We start from the raw sequence: 14,169 nt of genomic DNA, 5'->3' as shown, positions 1-14,169 counted from the left end.
CGGTTCGCTGCGCCCTCCAATCAGAAGACCGCTATGTCTCATCCGCATGCTACAGAAACAACCTTCACGCTGGATAACGCTGCTTTTACCGTCCCTGGGCGGACGTTATTGCAACCGCTGTCGCTGACTTTTCCCGCCGGAAAAGTTTGTGGGCTGATCGGCCATAACGGCTCCGGAAAATCGACCTTACTCAAGCTACTTGGGCGGCATCAGCCAGCTTCAAAAGGGCAGGTGCTGCTGAACGGTAAAGCCCTTGCTGAGTGGCCAGGTAAAGCGTTTGCCCGTGAGGTCGCCTACCTGCCGCAGCAGCTGCCTGCGGCAGAAGGAATGACGGTGCGTGAGCTGGTGTCGATGGGCCGCTATCCCTGGCATGGGGCGCTGGGCCGCTATGGCGCAGAAGATCGTGAGCGTGTGGAGGAGGCGATCTCGCTGGTGGGACTCAAGCCGTTTGCACAACGTCTGGTCGACAGTCTCTCCGGCGGCGAGCGCCAGCGTGCCTGGATAGCGATGCTGGTGGCGCAAAACAGCCGCTGCCTGCTGCTGGATGAACCAACCTCGGCGTTAGATATTGCGCATCAGGTTGAGGTGCTGGCGTTGATCCAGCGTCTGAGCCGCGAGCGCGGCCTGACGGTGATAGCGGTGCTGCATGATATCAACATGGCGGCTCGCTACTGTGACCACCTGATAGCGCTTCGTCACGGCGGTATGATTGCACAGGGCGACGCTCCGGCGATTATGCAGAGCAGCGTGCTGGATAAAATTTACGGCATCCCTATGGGGATCCTGCCTCACCCTAATGGCGGTTCGCCGGTGAGTTTTGTTTACTGACGGATGGGTCTGTTTATGCCAGATTATTTTCGTCGCCGCCTGCTGATGGCGATGGCGCTCGCTCCTCTTGTTCCTGCCTGGCGTGCTCAGGCGGAGCAGCCGGTGGATCTTAAACGTATTATCAGCCTGGAGTGGCGTCCCACCGAGATGCTGATGGCGCTGGGCGTGCCGCCGATGGGGGCCGCAGAGCTGTACAATTATCAGCTGTGGGTGGGGGAGCCAGCATTACCCGCCTCGACGGTGGATGTGGGGCTGCGTACCGAACCCAATATCGAACTGATGATCCAGATGAAACCGTCGCTGATCGTCTACTCCTCAGGCTATGGGCCTTCTCCTGAAACCCTTGAGAAAATTGCACCCGGCATGGGATTTGCCTTCAGCAATGAGAGCGGTAAGCCGCTGACCGTTGCCCGCGAATCGCTGCTGCAGCTCGCTGAAAAAATCGGTCGCCTTGAGCAGGCCCGGCAACACCTTGCTGAATTTGACGCGTTTATTGCCGAGGCCAAAGCCCGGCAGGCTGCCAGAGTACAGCGGCCCATGCTGTTGATCTCCTTCCTGGATACCCGACATGCAATGGTGTTTGGCAAAGGGAGCCTGTTTCTGGAAGTGATGGAAGCGCTGGGCATTGAAAATGCCTGGCATGGCGAAACCACTTACTGGGGAAGCACCGTGGTAGGCATTGAGCGACTGGCTGCTATCCGCGAAGCAGAAGTTGTCTGTTTCGGTCATGGCGATGATGCCATTATGCAGCAGATCGCTGCTGCGCCACTCTGGCAGTCGATGCCGTTTGTGCGGGAAAACCGTTTCCGCCTGGTGCCTCAGGTCTGGTTCTACGGCGGGACGCTCTCGGCAATGCGCTTCTGCCGGGTGCTGGATAACGCGCTGGGGGCAACATGAAAACGACTGTACGTTTCCCGGCCCTGCTGTTATCGGTGCTGATACTCTTTGCTGCTGGCCTGACTTATTACAACTTCAGCCAGCATCTGCCCGTTGCGCTGTGGCGGAGCGCGCTCTGGTCCGCCGATCCGCAAAGCGTGGATCAGATGGTGTTTCATTACAGCCTGCTGCCGCGGCTGAGCCTTTCGCTACTGGTGGGCGCCGGGCTTGGCCTGGTGGGATTACTGTTCCAGCAGGTGCTGCGCAATCCGCTGGCGGAGCCTGCCACGCTGGGGGTGGCTACGGGTGCGCAGCTTGGCCTCACCGTAGTGACGCTCTGGAGCCTGCCCGGCGGGTTAGTGACCCAGCAGATTGCGGCGATGGCGGGCGCGATTGCGGTGGGCCTTATTGTTTTTGGCATCGCCTGGGGAAAACGTCTCTCCCCGGTGACGCTGATCCTTGCGGGTCTGGTGATGTCGATGTACTGCGGGGCGGTGAATCAGATCCTGGGGCTGTTTAATCATGAACGGCTGCAGAGCATGTTTCTCTGGAGTACCGGCACGCTGAACCAGATGGACTGGCACAGCGTCAGCTTTATCTGGCCGAAGCTGCTGGTGGGATTTGCGATCTCTCTGCTGCTGCTGCGTCAGATGGCGTTAATGGGCCTGGACGATGGCGTAGCGAAAAACCTCGGTCTGGCGCTCTCTGCCGCGCGCCTCGCGGTACTGGCGCTGGCGATTATATTGAGCGCCCAGCTGGTTAACGCCGCGGGAATAATTGGCTTTATCGGTTTGTTTTCGCCGCTGCTGGCGAAGATGCTGGGCGCACGACGCCTGCTCAGTCGTCTGCTGCTGGCTCCGCTGATTGGCATGCTGCTGCTCTGGCTGGCGGATCAGGTGGTGCTCTGGCTGACCGATAACTGGCGTGAGGTCTCTACCGGTACCGCAACGGCGCTGATTGGTGCGCCGCTGCTGCTCTGGTTGCTGCCCCGCCTGCGGACGGCGGCGGTGCCACCGGCGATGGATCAGGGCGATCGTGTTCCTGTGGAACGTCACCATGTGCTGTACTGGGCGGCAGCGGGTGCAGTAGTGCTGCTGCTTGTCAGTGCTGTGGCGCTGAGCTTCGGACGCGATGCCCAGGGCTGGAGCTGGGTATCCGGCGATCTCTGGCAGCAGCTGCTGCCGTGGCGTATGCCGCGCCTGGTGGCTGCCGTTGCCACCGGCATGATGCTGGGTGTGGCTGGCTGCATTGTGCAGCGCCTGACGGGAAATCCTATGGCAAGCCCGGAAGTGCTGGGTATCAGCTCCGGTGCCGCTTTTGGCGTGGTGATCATGCTGTTCCTGGTGCCGGGGGATGCTTTCGGCTGGCTGCTGCCCGCCGGAAGTCTGGGCGCGGCGCTGACGCTGCTGATCATCACGGTGGCAGGCGGACGCGGCGGCTTTTCCCCTGAACGCATGCTGTTAGCCGGCATGGCGCTCAGCACCGCCTTCGCTACCCTGCTGCTGATGCTGCTGGCCAGCGGCGATCCGCGAATGGCAAACCTGATGACCTGGATCTCTGGCTCAACCTATGGCGTCGATGCCGCGCAGGCATGGCGGACGGTGGTGGTGGCCGCGGTGCTGCTGGCGCTGGTACCGCTTTGCCGCCGCTGGCTGACCCTGTTGCCGCTGGGAGGCGAGACGGCGCGCTCGCTGGGGGTGGCGTTGAAACCTTCACGCTTTACGCTGCTGCTACTGGCCGCCGCGCTGACGGCTGCCGCCACGCTGACCATTGGGCCGCTGAGCTTTATTGGCTTAATGGCGCCGCACATTGTGCGGATGCTGGGCTTCCGTCGCGCTGTGCCACAGCTGGTAATGGCAGCGGTGATGGGCGGCATCCTGATGGCGATAGCGGACTGGTGCGGAAGGATTGTCGCTTTCCCGAACCAGATCCCGGCCGGGCTGCTGGCAACGTTTATCGGTGCCCCCTACTTTGTTTATCTGCTGCGTAAAGTCTGACAGGCTGAACCGGAAGGGAGCACAGCATGGGGCAAAGTTGTTGAAGATCGCGGGAAGGTTGCTTGCCTGAGTAATAACCGCATAAAAAAAACGCCTGACTGCTGAGTCAGGCGTTTTTTTATACCTCAGAGCGGGGCGGTTCAGCCGCCAGGGCTCAGGCTAATTTTGTAAAGCTGCGGCGTGCCGCCTCTACGGTGCGTTCAATATCCTGCTGGCTGTGCGCCAGAGACATAAAGCCCGCTTCGAAAGCGGAAGGCGCCAGATAAACGCCCTCTGCCAGCATCAGATGGAAGAACTTTTTAAAGCGTTCCACATCACATTCAGTGACATCCTGGTAGCAGGTTACGCTGTCGGCTGAGGTGAAGAACAGGCCAAACATACCGCCCACGTGGTTCACTACCAGCGGGATGCCGGTCTCTTTCGCTGCCGCCAGCAGGCCTTCCGCCAGCTGCGTGGTCAGCGCGGTAAGTTTGTCATGGCTACCGGGTTTGGCAATTTCGCTCAGGCAGGCAAAACCTGCCGCCATCGCAATCGGGTTACCCGAAAGCGTACCAGCCTGATAAACCGGCCCGGTAGGCGCCAGCGCAGCCATCACGTCACGACGTCCACCAAAGGCGCCAACCGGCATGCCGCCGCCGATGATTTTGCCCAGACAGGTGAGATCGGGCTTCACGCCATAGTGCGCCTGTGCGCCAGCCAGCGCGACACGGAAGCCGGTCATCACTTCATCAATGATAAACAGGGCGCCAAACTCGTCGCACAGCGCGCGCAGGCCCGGCAGGAAGTTATCGTTCGGCGGGATGCAGTTCATGTTGCCGGCTACCGGCTCGACGATAATACAGGCGATCTCATGCGGATATTGCTCAAAGGCCGCGCGCACGGAATCGAGATCGTTGTAGGTGCAGGTCAGAGTGTGTTTGGCGAAATCAGCTGGCACACCCGGCGAGTTGGGCTGGCCGAGGGTCAGGGCGCCGGAGCCCGCTTTCACCAGCAGGCAGTCCGCATGGCCGTGATAGCACCCTTCAAATTTGATGATTTTGTCGCGATGCGTGTAGCCGCGCGCCAGGCGAATCGCGCTCATGGTGGCTTCAGTACCGGAGTTCACCATGCGCACCATATCCATGGTGGGCACCAGCTCGGTGACCAGCTGCGCCATTTTTACTTCCATCTCCGTCGGCGCGCCAAAGCTCAGGCCGCGTTCAGCCGCTTCAATGACTGCGTTGCGGATGGCAGGGTGGTTATGTCCCAGTACCATCGGCCCCCAGGAGCCTACGTAGTCGGTGTACTCTTTGCCGTCGGCATCGTACAGGTAAGCGCCGTCGGCTCGTTCAATAAAGAGCGGGACGCCGCCAACGCCGCTAAACGCACGCACCGGCGAGTTCACGCCACCGGGAATTAACTGCTGCGCCTGGGCATACAGATTTTCAGACTTACTCATGGTTCCGCTCCTGAGAATGCATTTAGAAAAACCTCGCCATTCTAAGGGAACATGGGGCTGGGATAAAAGGCAAGTCGCGCTTTTGCCACCACAGAGTGGAAATTTTTCCGGGACTTCGCCAGCGGGAAGGGTAAGATATTGACCTATCTTTACCGAGAAATGAACAGGATATGAACGAACCTACGTCATCTACTGAGCAGTTAAACAGCGTCCCGGTGCGGCGGGGCGATTTTTTACGCCTGCTGATCCGGGGAGATAAAACGCCCGTAGCGGTCCTTATTCTGGCGGGCATCGTCGGCACGCTGGCTGGCCTTGTTGGCGTCGCTTTCGAGAAGGCCGTCAACGCCGTCAGCACGCAGCGCCTGACTATGCTGGCGACTGTTGAGCAGCACTGGGTGCTGGTTTTCCCGCTGGCCTTTATTCTCTCCGGGCTGCTGGCGATGGTGGGCTATTACCTTGTCAGACAGTTTGCGCCGGAAGCGTCCGGATCCGGCATTCCTGAAATCGAAGGGGCGCTGGAAGAGCTGCGTCCCGTGCGCTGGTGGCGAGTTATCCCGGTTAAATTTATCGGCGGCATGGGCGCGTTAGGCGCGGGCATGGTGCTGGGAAGGGAAGGGCCGACGGTGCAACTCGGTGGCAATATCGGCCGGATGGTGCTGGATATTTTCCGCATGAAAAGCACCGAGGCGCGCCACTCGCTGCTGGCGACCGGTGCCGCAGCCGGACTCTCCGCCGCCTTTAACGCGCCGCTGGCGGGCATCCTGTTTATTATCGAAGAGATGCGGCTCCAGTTCCGCTACAGCGTTATTTCCATTAAGGCCGTCTTTATCGGCGTGATCATGTCCAGCGTGGTATTCCGCATCTTCAACGGGGAAGGGGCGGTAATTGAAGTGGGTAAACTGGCTATTGCGCCGGTCAATACGCTCTGGCTCTATCTGCTGCTGGGGATGCTGTTTGGCGTGGTTGGCGTGGCGTTTAACGCGCTGATTTTCCGTACCCAGGATATGTTTAAGCGACTGCATGGCGGTAATCTGCGTAAAATTCTGCTTATTGGCGGCGTGCTGGGCGGCGTATGTGGCGTACTGGGCGTTATCGAGCCGGAAGCGGCAGGGGGCGGCTTTAACCTGATCCCGATTGCGGCAGCGGGCAATTACACGGTCGGGATGCTGCTGTTTATTTTTATTACCCGCGTTGCCACTACGCTGCTCTGCTTTGGCTCCGGTGCGCCGGGCGGGATTTTTGCGCCTATGCTGGCGCTGGGCACCTTGCTGGGCACCGCCTACGGTATGGCCAGCGCTTCGCTGTTCCCAGCTTATCACCTGCAAGCGGGAACGTTTGCCATTGCGGGCATGGGGGCGCTCTTTGCCGCTTCAGTCAGAGCTCCGCTGACCGGGATCGTGCTGGTGCTGGAAATGACCGACAATTATCAGCTTATTCTGCCGATGATTATCACCTGCCTGGGCGCAACCTTACTGGCACAGTTTCTTGGCGGCCAGCCGCTCTACTCCTCGCTGCTGGCGCGCACGCTGGCCAGCCAGCAGCAAAAAGATGATGAGAAAGTGGCAGCACAGAGTGCCACGCAGCCGGAAGGGAAAACGGCGGATACTTGATTGCTATACTGGTATATAAGATAATGGTGCCAGAGATGGTCGAATTATGACCAGTCGCCCGAATACATACTGGAGTATTAAATGAGTGACGATATAGCTCTGCCCCTGCAATTCACTGAAGCAGCGGCCAGTAAAGTCAAAAACCTGATTTCAGATGAAGAGAACCCGGATCTGAAACTGCGCGTCTATATCACCGGTGGCGGCTGTAGTGGCTTCCAGTACGGTTTTACCTTTGATGACAAGGTAAATGATGGCGATATGACCATTGAGAAAGAGGGTGTTGCGCTGGTAGTGGACCCGATGAGTCTGCAATATCTGGTGGGTGGCGCAGTCGATTACACCGAAGGCCTTGAAGGCTCCCGGTTTATCGTCACCAACCCGAACGCCAAAACCACTTGTGGCTGCGGTTCTTCGTTCAGCATCTGATGCTGCTGCCCCGGCACGTTCGCTGCCGGGGCGCTTACCACTCTACCGTAACTAGTTTCGCTACCGTGCGGCCTCCACTATTTTGTGAAATTACCGATTCAGTGACTTTAGGCTGGGCAGATTGCTGCTGGCCGCAGCTGACTTTAGGTGCTTTTGCTGGTGTAAGACTTTGCCCGTCAATGTGACATTGCGAGTAAATGGTCAATTTGACCCCGATGCTGCCCGTAATGGATGCAGCACAGGCGTGACCAGCCATCATTAGGCCAAAGGCCAGATAAACGGCTTTCATTTTTGCTGTTATCCTGGTGTAGATAAAATAGGGGCATCAGCCCAAAATCGGGCAGCGAGAATAAAATATTTCGCCGCCTCGTTATTTGATTAACGACACTTTCTGCTGAAACTTTAACCGACTTTGCTGCGGTCTTACGGTTTCACGCCTTCAGCCCGGGTGCAGTTGACTGCATATTTGTTGAGCTGCCTGAATAATACGCGGGCCTGGCCGGCTAAACCAGTCCTCATTGACGGCGATCGCTGGCATCGCTAACTGCGGGCGCCAGAAGGCCTCTGTTTCAGAGATACGTTGCGCATCGCCTGTGGTTATGACGATCTGCGGTCTCCTCATCAACACCTGTTCGCGGCTCACCTGAGGCCAGGCAACGCGGCTGTCGGCAAAAATGTTTTCTCCGCCGCAGAGCTGCAGAATTTCATTCTGCAATGTGTTGCCAGAGGCGGTGAAGAGAGGGCGCTGGCCAAACTGCAGGAAAACCCTCTTTTTCGGCAGGCTGGCGTAATGCTGGTACAACGCGGCCTGCTGGTTTAACAGCGCTTCAGCGGCACGATCGGCTTTTTCCGGCGCCGGACTCCAGGCCTTTAACTGACGCAGGCTGTCTGCCACTTCCCGGATCGTAACGGGATTGATCCAGACGATTTTGATGCCGAAAGCGCGGAGCTGATCCACCTGACGCTGAGGATTGCCTTCACGCCAGGCGAGCACCAGATCAGGCTTGAGCGCCAGAATGCGTTCCACGTTGATACCCTGCCAGTTGGCGACCTGCTCCAGCTGGTTAGCTTCAGGCGGATAGTCTGAGTAAGCACTGACGGCCACAGGCCTGATGCCTGCGGCAAAGGCCAGCTCCGTCAGGGCCGGAGCCAGGGTAATTACCCTGGGCGCGGCGGCTGCGCTGAAGCAGGTCAGCAGCAGCAGGGCAACAAGGAACCTAGCCACGCGACAGGTTGGTCAGCAGCGTCTCAACCATCAGAGAGGATTGCTTCGCCGCCACCACCAGGAATTCATCAAAACTCAGGTGCGATTCCCGATCGGCCACGTCAGAAATGGCTCTGATCACCACAAACGGCACCCCAAACTGGTGACAAACGTGCGCGATAGCCGTGGCTTCCATCTCCACGCCAATGGCCTGCGGGAAGGTTGAGCGAATGCGTGCCAGCGGCTCTGCGCCGTTGATAAAGGCATCGCCACTCACTACCAGACCGCGCACGGCATGCAGGCCAAGCTGTTTAATGCAGGTTTCTGCGGCTTCAATCAGGGCGGTATCGGCGGTGAAGGCGGCAGGGCAGCCCGCCATCTGGCCAGGCTCATAGCCAAACGCGGTGACGTCGGCATCGTGATAACGCACTTCATCTGACACCACGATATCGCCAACCTTCAGCGAAGAAGCCAGACCGCCAGCGGAGCCGGTATTGATAATAAAGTCAGGCTTGCACAACTGTAACAGCAGAGTGGTGCCCAGCGCGGCAGAGACTTTGCCAATGCCCGATTTCAGCAGAGCGACCTCAACACCGTTCAGCGTGCCGGTGTAAATTTCACAGCCTGCCAGGGCCAGCGTTTGACGATTTTCGATTTTGTCGCGCAGCAGGGTAATTTCCTGCTCCATTGCACCAATAATGCCTGCTTTCATAGGGATACTCGCTAATGTTGTGGAAGTAAACTGTGCTTTCGGCGCATAGTCTATCATGGCAGGATGAAGGACATAATCCGCAAGAGGCGTACAGGCATGGATCTGGTGCCGCAGAATGGGAAGCAGGCATGACCGACATCGACTTCAGGAAAAAAATCAATTACCAGCGCCGTTATCGTCCTCTGCAGGGGGTGAAAAGCGAGCATGAAATATTGCGGATCTTCGAGAGCGATCGCGGACGCATTATCAATTCAGCGGCCATTCGCCGTCTGCAACAGAAAACCCAGGTTTTCCCGCTGGAGCGCAATGCCGCCGTCCGCTCAAGGCTGACCCATTCGCTGGAAGTTCAGCAGGTGGGGCGCTATATCGCCAAAGAGATCCTGACCCGGCTGAAAGAGCTGGGACAGCTGGAAAATTATGGCCTTGCTCAGTTAACCGGGCCTTTTGAGAGTATCGTCGAGATGGCCTGCCTGATGCACGACATCGGCAATCCGCCTTTTGGTCATTTTGGCGAATCGGCGATCAACGACTGGTTCCGCCAGCGGCTGGATAACGATTATCAGCCCGAAAATGCACGTACCGATCGCTGTGAACCGGAAGCGCTGCGTTATCAGACGGATGGTTTTAACGATCTTCGTGCAAAGATTCGTCAAGATTTATCCCACTTCGAGGGTAATGCGCAGGCTATCCGCATGGTGCATTCGCTGCTGAGGATGAACCTGACCTGGGCGCAGGTGGGCTGTATCCTGAAATATACTCGTCCCGCCTGGCACAAAGGAAACATCCCGCCGGGCCACGATTACCTGATGAAAAAGCCGGGCTATTATCTGGCTGAAGCGGAATATGTCGCCCGGTTATGCAAAGAGCTGGATCTTCAGCCGCATTGTCGTTTTCCTTTGACCTATATTATGGAAGCGGCGGATGACATCTCCTATTGTGTGGCCGATTTGGAAGATGCGGTTGAGAAAAATATTTTCACCGTCGAGCAACTTTATGAACACTTATTTGCGCTGTGGCCTGCCCATCAGCCGGGCGACCTATTTAGCCTGGTTGTCACAAACGCGCTGGATAAATCCAGAAGTTCACAAACCAGCCGCAGCAGTGAAGATCAGTTCTTTATGTATTTGCGGGTGAATACCGTTGCCCGCCTGGTACCGCATGCCGCTAACCGGTTTATCGATAATTTAGCGGAAGTTTTTGATGGCAAATTCAATCAGGCGCTGCTGGAGGATGGCACAGCACAAAATCAGCTGCTGGAAATTTTCAAAAAAGTCGCTTTCCGTCATGTGTTTAACCATCCGGACGTTGAGCAACTGGAGCTGCAGGGATACCGCGTTATCAGCGGTTTATTAGATATTTATCAGCCTTTATTAGCGCTGACTCAGCAGGAATTTGGCGAGCTGATTGAAAAAGATTATTTAAAAGGGTATCCGATAGAAACGCGCCTCTTTCACAAACTTTCCACGCGCTTTCGCCTGGCTTATAGTGAAGCGATGGGGCGGCTGGATAATCGCGCGGGCGATATCGCCATCTGGGAATATTATTACCGGGCGAGAATGCTACAGGATTATGTTAGCGGCATGACAGATCTGTTTGCCTGGGATGAGTATCGCCGTCTGATGGCGGTGGAATAACGTTGCCCCCTTGAATTGTAAAGATGAAGAATAAATATTTACCTTTAGCGCAATCTTTTTCATGAACTTAGCGCTAAAACTTCACTCTCATCATCACGACCACAGCAATGGTTGCATAATTGGACATATAGAGAAACAGACGCATGAAAAAAACACTTTTAGCTGGCGCGTTGGCTCTGAGCCTGGGAATGGCGATGACCCCCCTTACTGCTTCGGCCGCAGAAACCGCTTCTTCCTCCAGCCAGCAGCTTCCGAGCCTGGCCCCTATGTTAGAAAAAGTGATGCCTTCGGTAGTGAGTATCAATGTTGAAGGCAGTACCACGGTGAAAACGCCACGGATGCCACAGCAGTTCCAGCAGTTCTTTGGCGACAACTCGCCATTCTGCCAGGACGGCTCGCCTTTCCAGAGCTCCCCTATGTGTCAGGGCGGCGGTGGACAGGGGCAGGATCAGGGTGGAGCCGACACTCAGCAGGAGAAATTCCGCGCGCTGGGATCGGGTGTGGTGATTGATGCCGCTAAAGGGTATGTCGTCACCAATAATCATGTGGTTGATAACGCTACTAAAATTCAGGTGCAGCTCAGCGACGGCCGCAAGTACGACGCGAAAGTGATCGGAAAAGATCCGCGTTCCGATATCGCTCTGATCCAGCTGAAGGATGCGAAAAACCTGACGGCCATCAAAATTGCGGATTCTGACGATCTGCGCGTCGGTGATTACACCGTAGCCATCGGTAACCCGTATGGTCTGGGTGAAACGGTCACCTCCGGGATTGTCTCGGCGCTTGGCCGCAGCGGCCTGAACGTTGAAAACTACGAAAACTTTATTCAGACCGATGCCGCCATCAACCGCGGCAACTCCGGTGGCGCGCTGGTTAATCTTAACGGCGAGCTGATTGGGATCAACACCGCGATCCTGGCACCGGACGGCGGCAACATTGGTATCGGCTTCGCCATTCCAAGTACCATGGTGAAAAACCTGACGGCGCAGATGGTGGAATATGGCCAGGTGAAACGCGGCGAGCTGGGCATCATGGGCACCGAGCTGAACTCTGAGCTGGCGAAAGCGATGAAAGTGGATGCGCAGCGTGGCGCGTTTGTCAGCCAGGTTCTGCCTAACTCCTCTGCTGCCAAAGCGGGCGTGAAGGCGGGCGATGTGGTCACCTCCATCAACGGTAAGCAGATCTCCAGCTTTGCCGCGCTGCGTGCTCAGGTTGGCTCGCTGCCGGTTGGCACCAAAATGGCGCTTGGCCTGATCCGCGACGGCAAGCCTCTGACCGTAAATGTCGAGCTGCAGCAAAGCACTCAGACCAAGGTTGAATCTGCCACGATTTATACCGGTATTGAAGGTGCTGACCTGAGTAACTTTGACGAGAAGGGCGTTAAAGGGGTCAAGGTTGATAATGTGAAGGCGGGCTCTGCCGCTGCGCGCATTGGCCTGAAGAAAGATGATGTGATCCTGGGCGTTAATCAGCAGGCGATCGCTAATCTGGGCGAACTGCGTAAAATTCTGGATACCAAGCCTTCCGTACTGGCTCTGAATATCCAGCGTGGCGACAGCTCCATCTATCTGTTGATGCAGTAATCTCCTCAGTGCCGACGCTCGTCGTCGGCACTGCTGTTTTGCAATCCCGGTTATTACCCCTTCTCTTTGTGATACTCCCCGCAATTTTCACAGTCCGCACCGCGCTTAGTGCAGTTGCACAATGTTTCGCTCTGGCGCCACAGGTATGCTGAAAGAATGATGCTTTGCTGGAGAGGTAAATGGCTACCTATCATCTGGATGCCCGGCTGGCGCAGGAAATTGTTGCCCGCACGATGCAAATTATTGACAGCAATGTCAACGTGATGGACGCGCGCGGCCGCATCATCGGCAGCGGCGACCATGAGCGTATTGGTGAAATGCACGAAGGGGCGCTGCTGGCGCTCTCTCAGGCACGGGTTGTGGACATTGATGAGGGCGTGGCTAAGCACCTGCACGGTGTGCGGCCGGGGATTAATCTGCCGATGCGCATTGATGGCGACATCGTGGGCGTTATTGGCCTGACTGGCGAGCCGGAAACGCTGCGGCATTATGGGGAACTGGTCTGCATGACGGCGGAGATGATGCTGGAGCAGGCGCGTCTGCTGCATATGCTGGCGCAGGATAGCCGTCTTCGTGAAGAGCTGGTGCTTAACCTGATCCGCAGCGATACGCTTTCACCCGCATTAGTGGAATGGGCTCAGCGTCTGCGTATCGATCTTAATCAGCCCAGAGTAGTGGCGGTGGTAGAAGTGGACAGCGGCCAGCTGGGGGTGGACAGCGCGATGTCTGAGCTGCAGCAGCTGCAAACGCTGCTTACCACGCCGGAGAGAGATAACCTGATTGCGATTGTTTCGCTGACGGAGATGGTGGTATTAAAACCGGCGTTTAACGCGCATGGTCGGTATGACGCGGACGACCACCGCAAACGAGTGGAGCTGCTGCAGTCGCGCATGAAGGAGAGCGGGCATCTGCGGATGCGTATTGCACTGGGGAATTTTTTCACCGGGCCGGGCAGCATTGCGCGCTCCTACCGTACCGCCCACACTACGATGCTGGTTGGCAAGCAGCGGATGCCTGAACAGCGTAGCTATTTCTATCAGGATTTAGTGCTGCCCGTATTGCTCGACAGCCTGCGCGGCGGCTGGCAGGCTGGCGAACTCTCTCGCCCGCTGGCCAGGCTAAAGTCGATGGATAATAACGGGCTGTTACGCAGAACGCTGACCTCGTGGTTCAGCAATAACGTCCAGCCCTCGGCAACGGCGAAAGCGCTCTATATCCACCGCAATACGCTGGAATATCGGCTCAACCGGATTTCTGAACTGACCGGACTCAATCTGAGTAATTTCGACGACAGGCTGCTGCTCTATGTTGCGCTGCAGCTGGATGAACAGCCTTAAATAAAAAAGGGCGGAGTTCGCACTCCGCCCTTTTTGCCAACTTACCGTAAATTAACGGCCGTTGCGGGTCAGCTTTTCAAGATCGGATTCAATCTCGCTGATTTTGTTAGAAACCACATGCTCCAGATGGCGCAGGTCTTCCAGAATTTTACGTTTCAGATCCACTTCAACCTGGTCACGCTGGCAAATCTGGTCCAGCTCATCGATCACATAACGCAGGTTCGGGCTGATTTCCTGAATCTCTTTATATCCCTGGCTGGCGTTATCAGCCACCACGGTTTTACGCTGGCGCGGATATTTAAATTTCACGCTTTTGGCAAAAAATTCGCCTTTGTCTTTGCGGAAATAGATTTTCAGGATGTCGTTGTTTGCTTCCTGACGCAGGCTGTAACGGTCGATGTCGTCAGGAGAAGAGATACCAAGGCCTTTCAGATTGTCATACATAAGTTTTGCTCCTAAATGAAGTTGGTGTCGTTCCGGCTGCGCGTCGTGAATACTGCGTTGTGCAGTGCTCGCCAAGCTCA

At 56.7% G+C, this 14,169-nt stretch carries 13 protein-coding genes; 8 read left to right on the top strand and 5 right to left on the bottom strand.

The features are described from left to right. Positions 1-33 precede the first annotated feature (33 nt). The 3 genes from fhuC to fhuB are packed head-to-tail and all read left to right on the top strand — an operon-like array spanning position 34 to position 3,701. Positions 34-828 (top strand): Fe3+-hydroxamate ABC transporter ATP-binding protein FhuC, encoded by a 795-nt coding sequence (gene fhuC, locus Q3V30_RS17380; RefSeq protein WP_306207854.1) that lies wholly within the window; start codon positions 34-36, stop codon positions 826-828. Positions 829-843: 15 nt separating this feature from the next. Beyond that, positions 844-1,725, top strand: a complete 882-nt coding sequence (fhuD, locus tag Q3V30_RS17375) for a Fe(3+)-hydroxamate ABC transporter substrate-binding protein FhuD (protein ID WP_306207852.1) — start codon at positions 844-846, stop codon at positions 1,723-1,725. Beyond that, the gene (gene fhuB, locus Q3V30_RS17370) at positions 1,722-3,701 is read left to right on the top strand and encodes a Fe(3+)-hydroxamate ABC transporter permease FhuB (protein ID WP_306207850.1); all 1,980 of its coding nucleotides are present in this window, start codon (positions 1,722-1,724) and stop codon (positions 3,699-3,701) included. The genes fhuD and fhuB overlap by 4 nt, the downstream gene beginning before the upstream one ends. Before the next feature lie 154 nt (positions 3,702-3,855). Here the strand turns inward: fhuB and hemL are convergent, their stop codons facing one another. After that, the gene (gene hemL / locus Q3V30_RS17365) at positions 3,856-5,139 is read right to left on the bottom strand and encodes a glutamate-1-semialdehyde 2,1-aminomutase (RefSeq protein WP_306207848.1); all 1,284 of its coding nucleotides are present in this window, start codon (positions 5,137-5,139) and stop codon (positions 3,856-3,858) included. 170 nt (positions 5,140-5,309) lie between these two features. On the opposite strand from hemL, the gene clcA reads away from it, so the two are divergent. Together clcA and erpA are read left to right on the top strand one after the other, a co-directional pair. Continuing rightward, positions 5,310-6,749 carry a H(+)/Cl(-) exchange transporter ClcA gene (gene clcA, locus Q3V30_RS17360; protein WP_306207846.1) on the top strand — a complete coding sequence of 480 codons (1,440 nt, stop codon included), beginning with the start codon at positions 5,310-5,312 and terminating at the stop codon, positions 6,747-6,749. Between the two features lie 81 nt (positions 6,750-6,830). Further along, entirely contained in the window at positions 6,831-7,175 is a 345-nt protein-coding gene (gene erpA / locus Q3V30_RS17355) for an iron-sulfur cluster insertion protein ErpA (RefSeq protein WP_306207844.1), read from the top strand. Positions 7,176-7,209: 34 nt separating this feature from the next. Here the strand turns inward: erpA and Q3V30_RS17350 are convergent, their stop codons facing one another. From Q3V30_RS17350 to mtnN, 3 genes are all read right to left on the bottom strand, one after another. After that, positions 7,210-7,464 carry a hypothetical protein gene (locus Q3V30_RS17350; protein WP_306207842.1) on the bottom strand — a complete coding sequence of 85 codons (255 nt, stop codon included), beginning with the start codon at positions 7,462-7,464 and terminating at the stop codon, positions 7,210-7,212. 150 nt (positions 7,465-7,614) lie between these two features. Then, positions 7,615-8,400, bottom strand: coding sequence for a vitamin B12 ABC transporter substrate-binding protein BtuF (btuF, locus tag Q3V30_RS17345; RefSeq protein WP_306207840.1), 786 nt, complete (start codon positions 8,398-8,400; stop codon positions 7,615-7,617). Then, positions 8,393-9,091: a 5'-methylthioadenosine/S-adenosylhomocysteine nucleosidase gene (mtnN, locus tag Q3V30_RS17340; protein WP_306207838.1), complete on the bottom strand. Its 699-nt coding sequence runs from the start codon at positions 9,089-9,091 to the stop codon at positions 8,393-8,395. The genes btuF and mtnN overlap by 8 nt, the downstream gene beginning before the upstream one ends. Positions 9,092-9,219: 128 nt before the next feature. Here mtnN and dgt point away from each other — a divergent pair, with 128 nt between their 5' ends. The 3 genes from dgt to Q3V30_RS17325 all read left to right on the top strand — a co-directional run bounded on the left by dgt (position 9,220) and on the right by Q3V30_RS17325 (position 13,645). After that, a complete protein-coding gene (gene dgt, locus Q3V30_RS17335; protein ID WP_306207836.1) occupies positions 9,220-10,725 on the top strand; it encodes a dGTPase in 1,506 nt (501 codons plus the stop codon). A gap of 143 nt (positions 10,726-10,868) precedes the next feature. Continuing rightward, positions 10,869-12,308, top strand: a complete 1,440-nt coding sequence (degP, locus tag Q3V30_RS17330) for a serine endoprotease DegP (RefSeq protein WP_306207834.1) — start codon at positions 10,869-10,871, stop codon at positions 12,306-12,308. Positions 12,309-12,487: 179 nt separating this feature from the next. Next, positions 12,488-13,645: a CdaR family transcriptional regulator gene (locus Q3V30_RS17325; RefSeq protein WP_306207832.1), complete on the top strand. Its 1,158-nt coding sequence runs from the start codon at positions 12,488-12,490 to the stop codon at positions 13,643-13,645. Between the two features lie 51 nt (positions 13,646-13,696). Here Q3V30_RS17325 and Q3V30_RS17320 read toward each other — a convergent pair whose 3' ends face one another. Beyond that, entirely contained in the window at positions 13,697-14,089 is a 393-nt protein-coding gene (locus Q3V30_RS17320) for a DUF3461 family protein (RefSeq protein ID WP_306207830.1), read from the bottom strand. Between the last annotated feature and the right edge of the window lie 80 nt (positions 14,090-14,169).

It is taken from the genome of Erwinia pyri (assembly GCF_030758455.1).
Taxonomy (GTDB): domain Bacteria; phylum Pseudomonadota; class Gammaproteobacteria; order Enterobacterales; family Enterobacteriaceae; genus Erwinia; species Erwinia pyri.
This window is presented reverse-complemented; position numbering and strand designations above follow the sequence as displayed.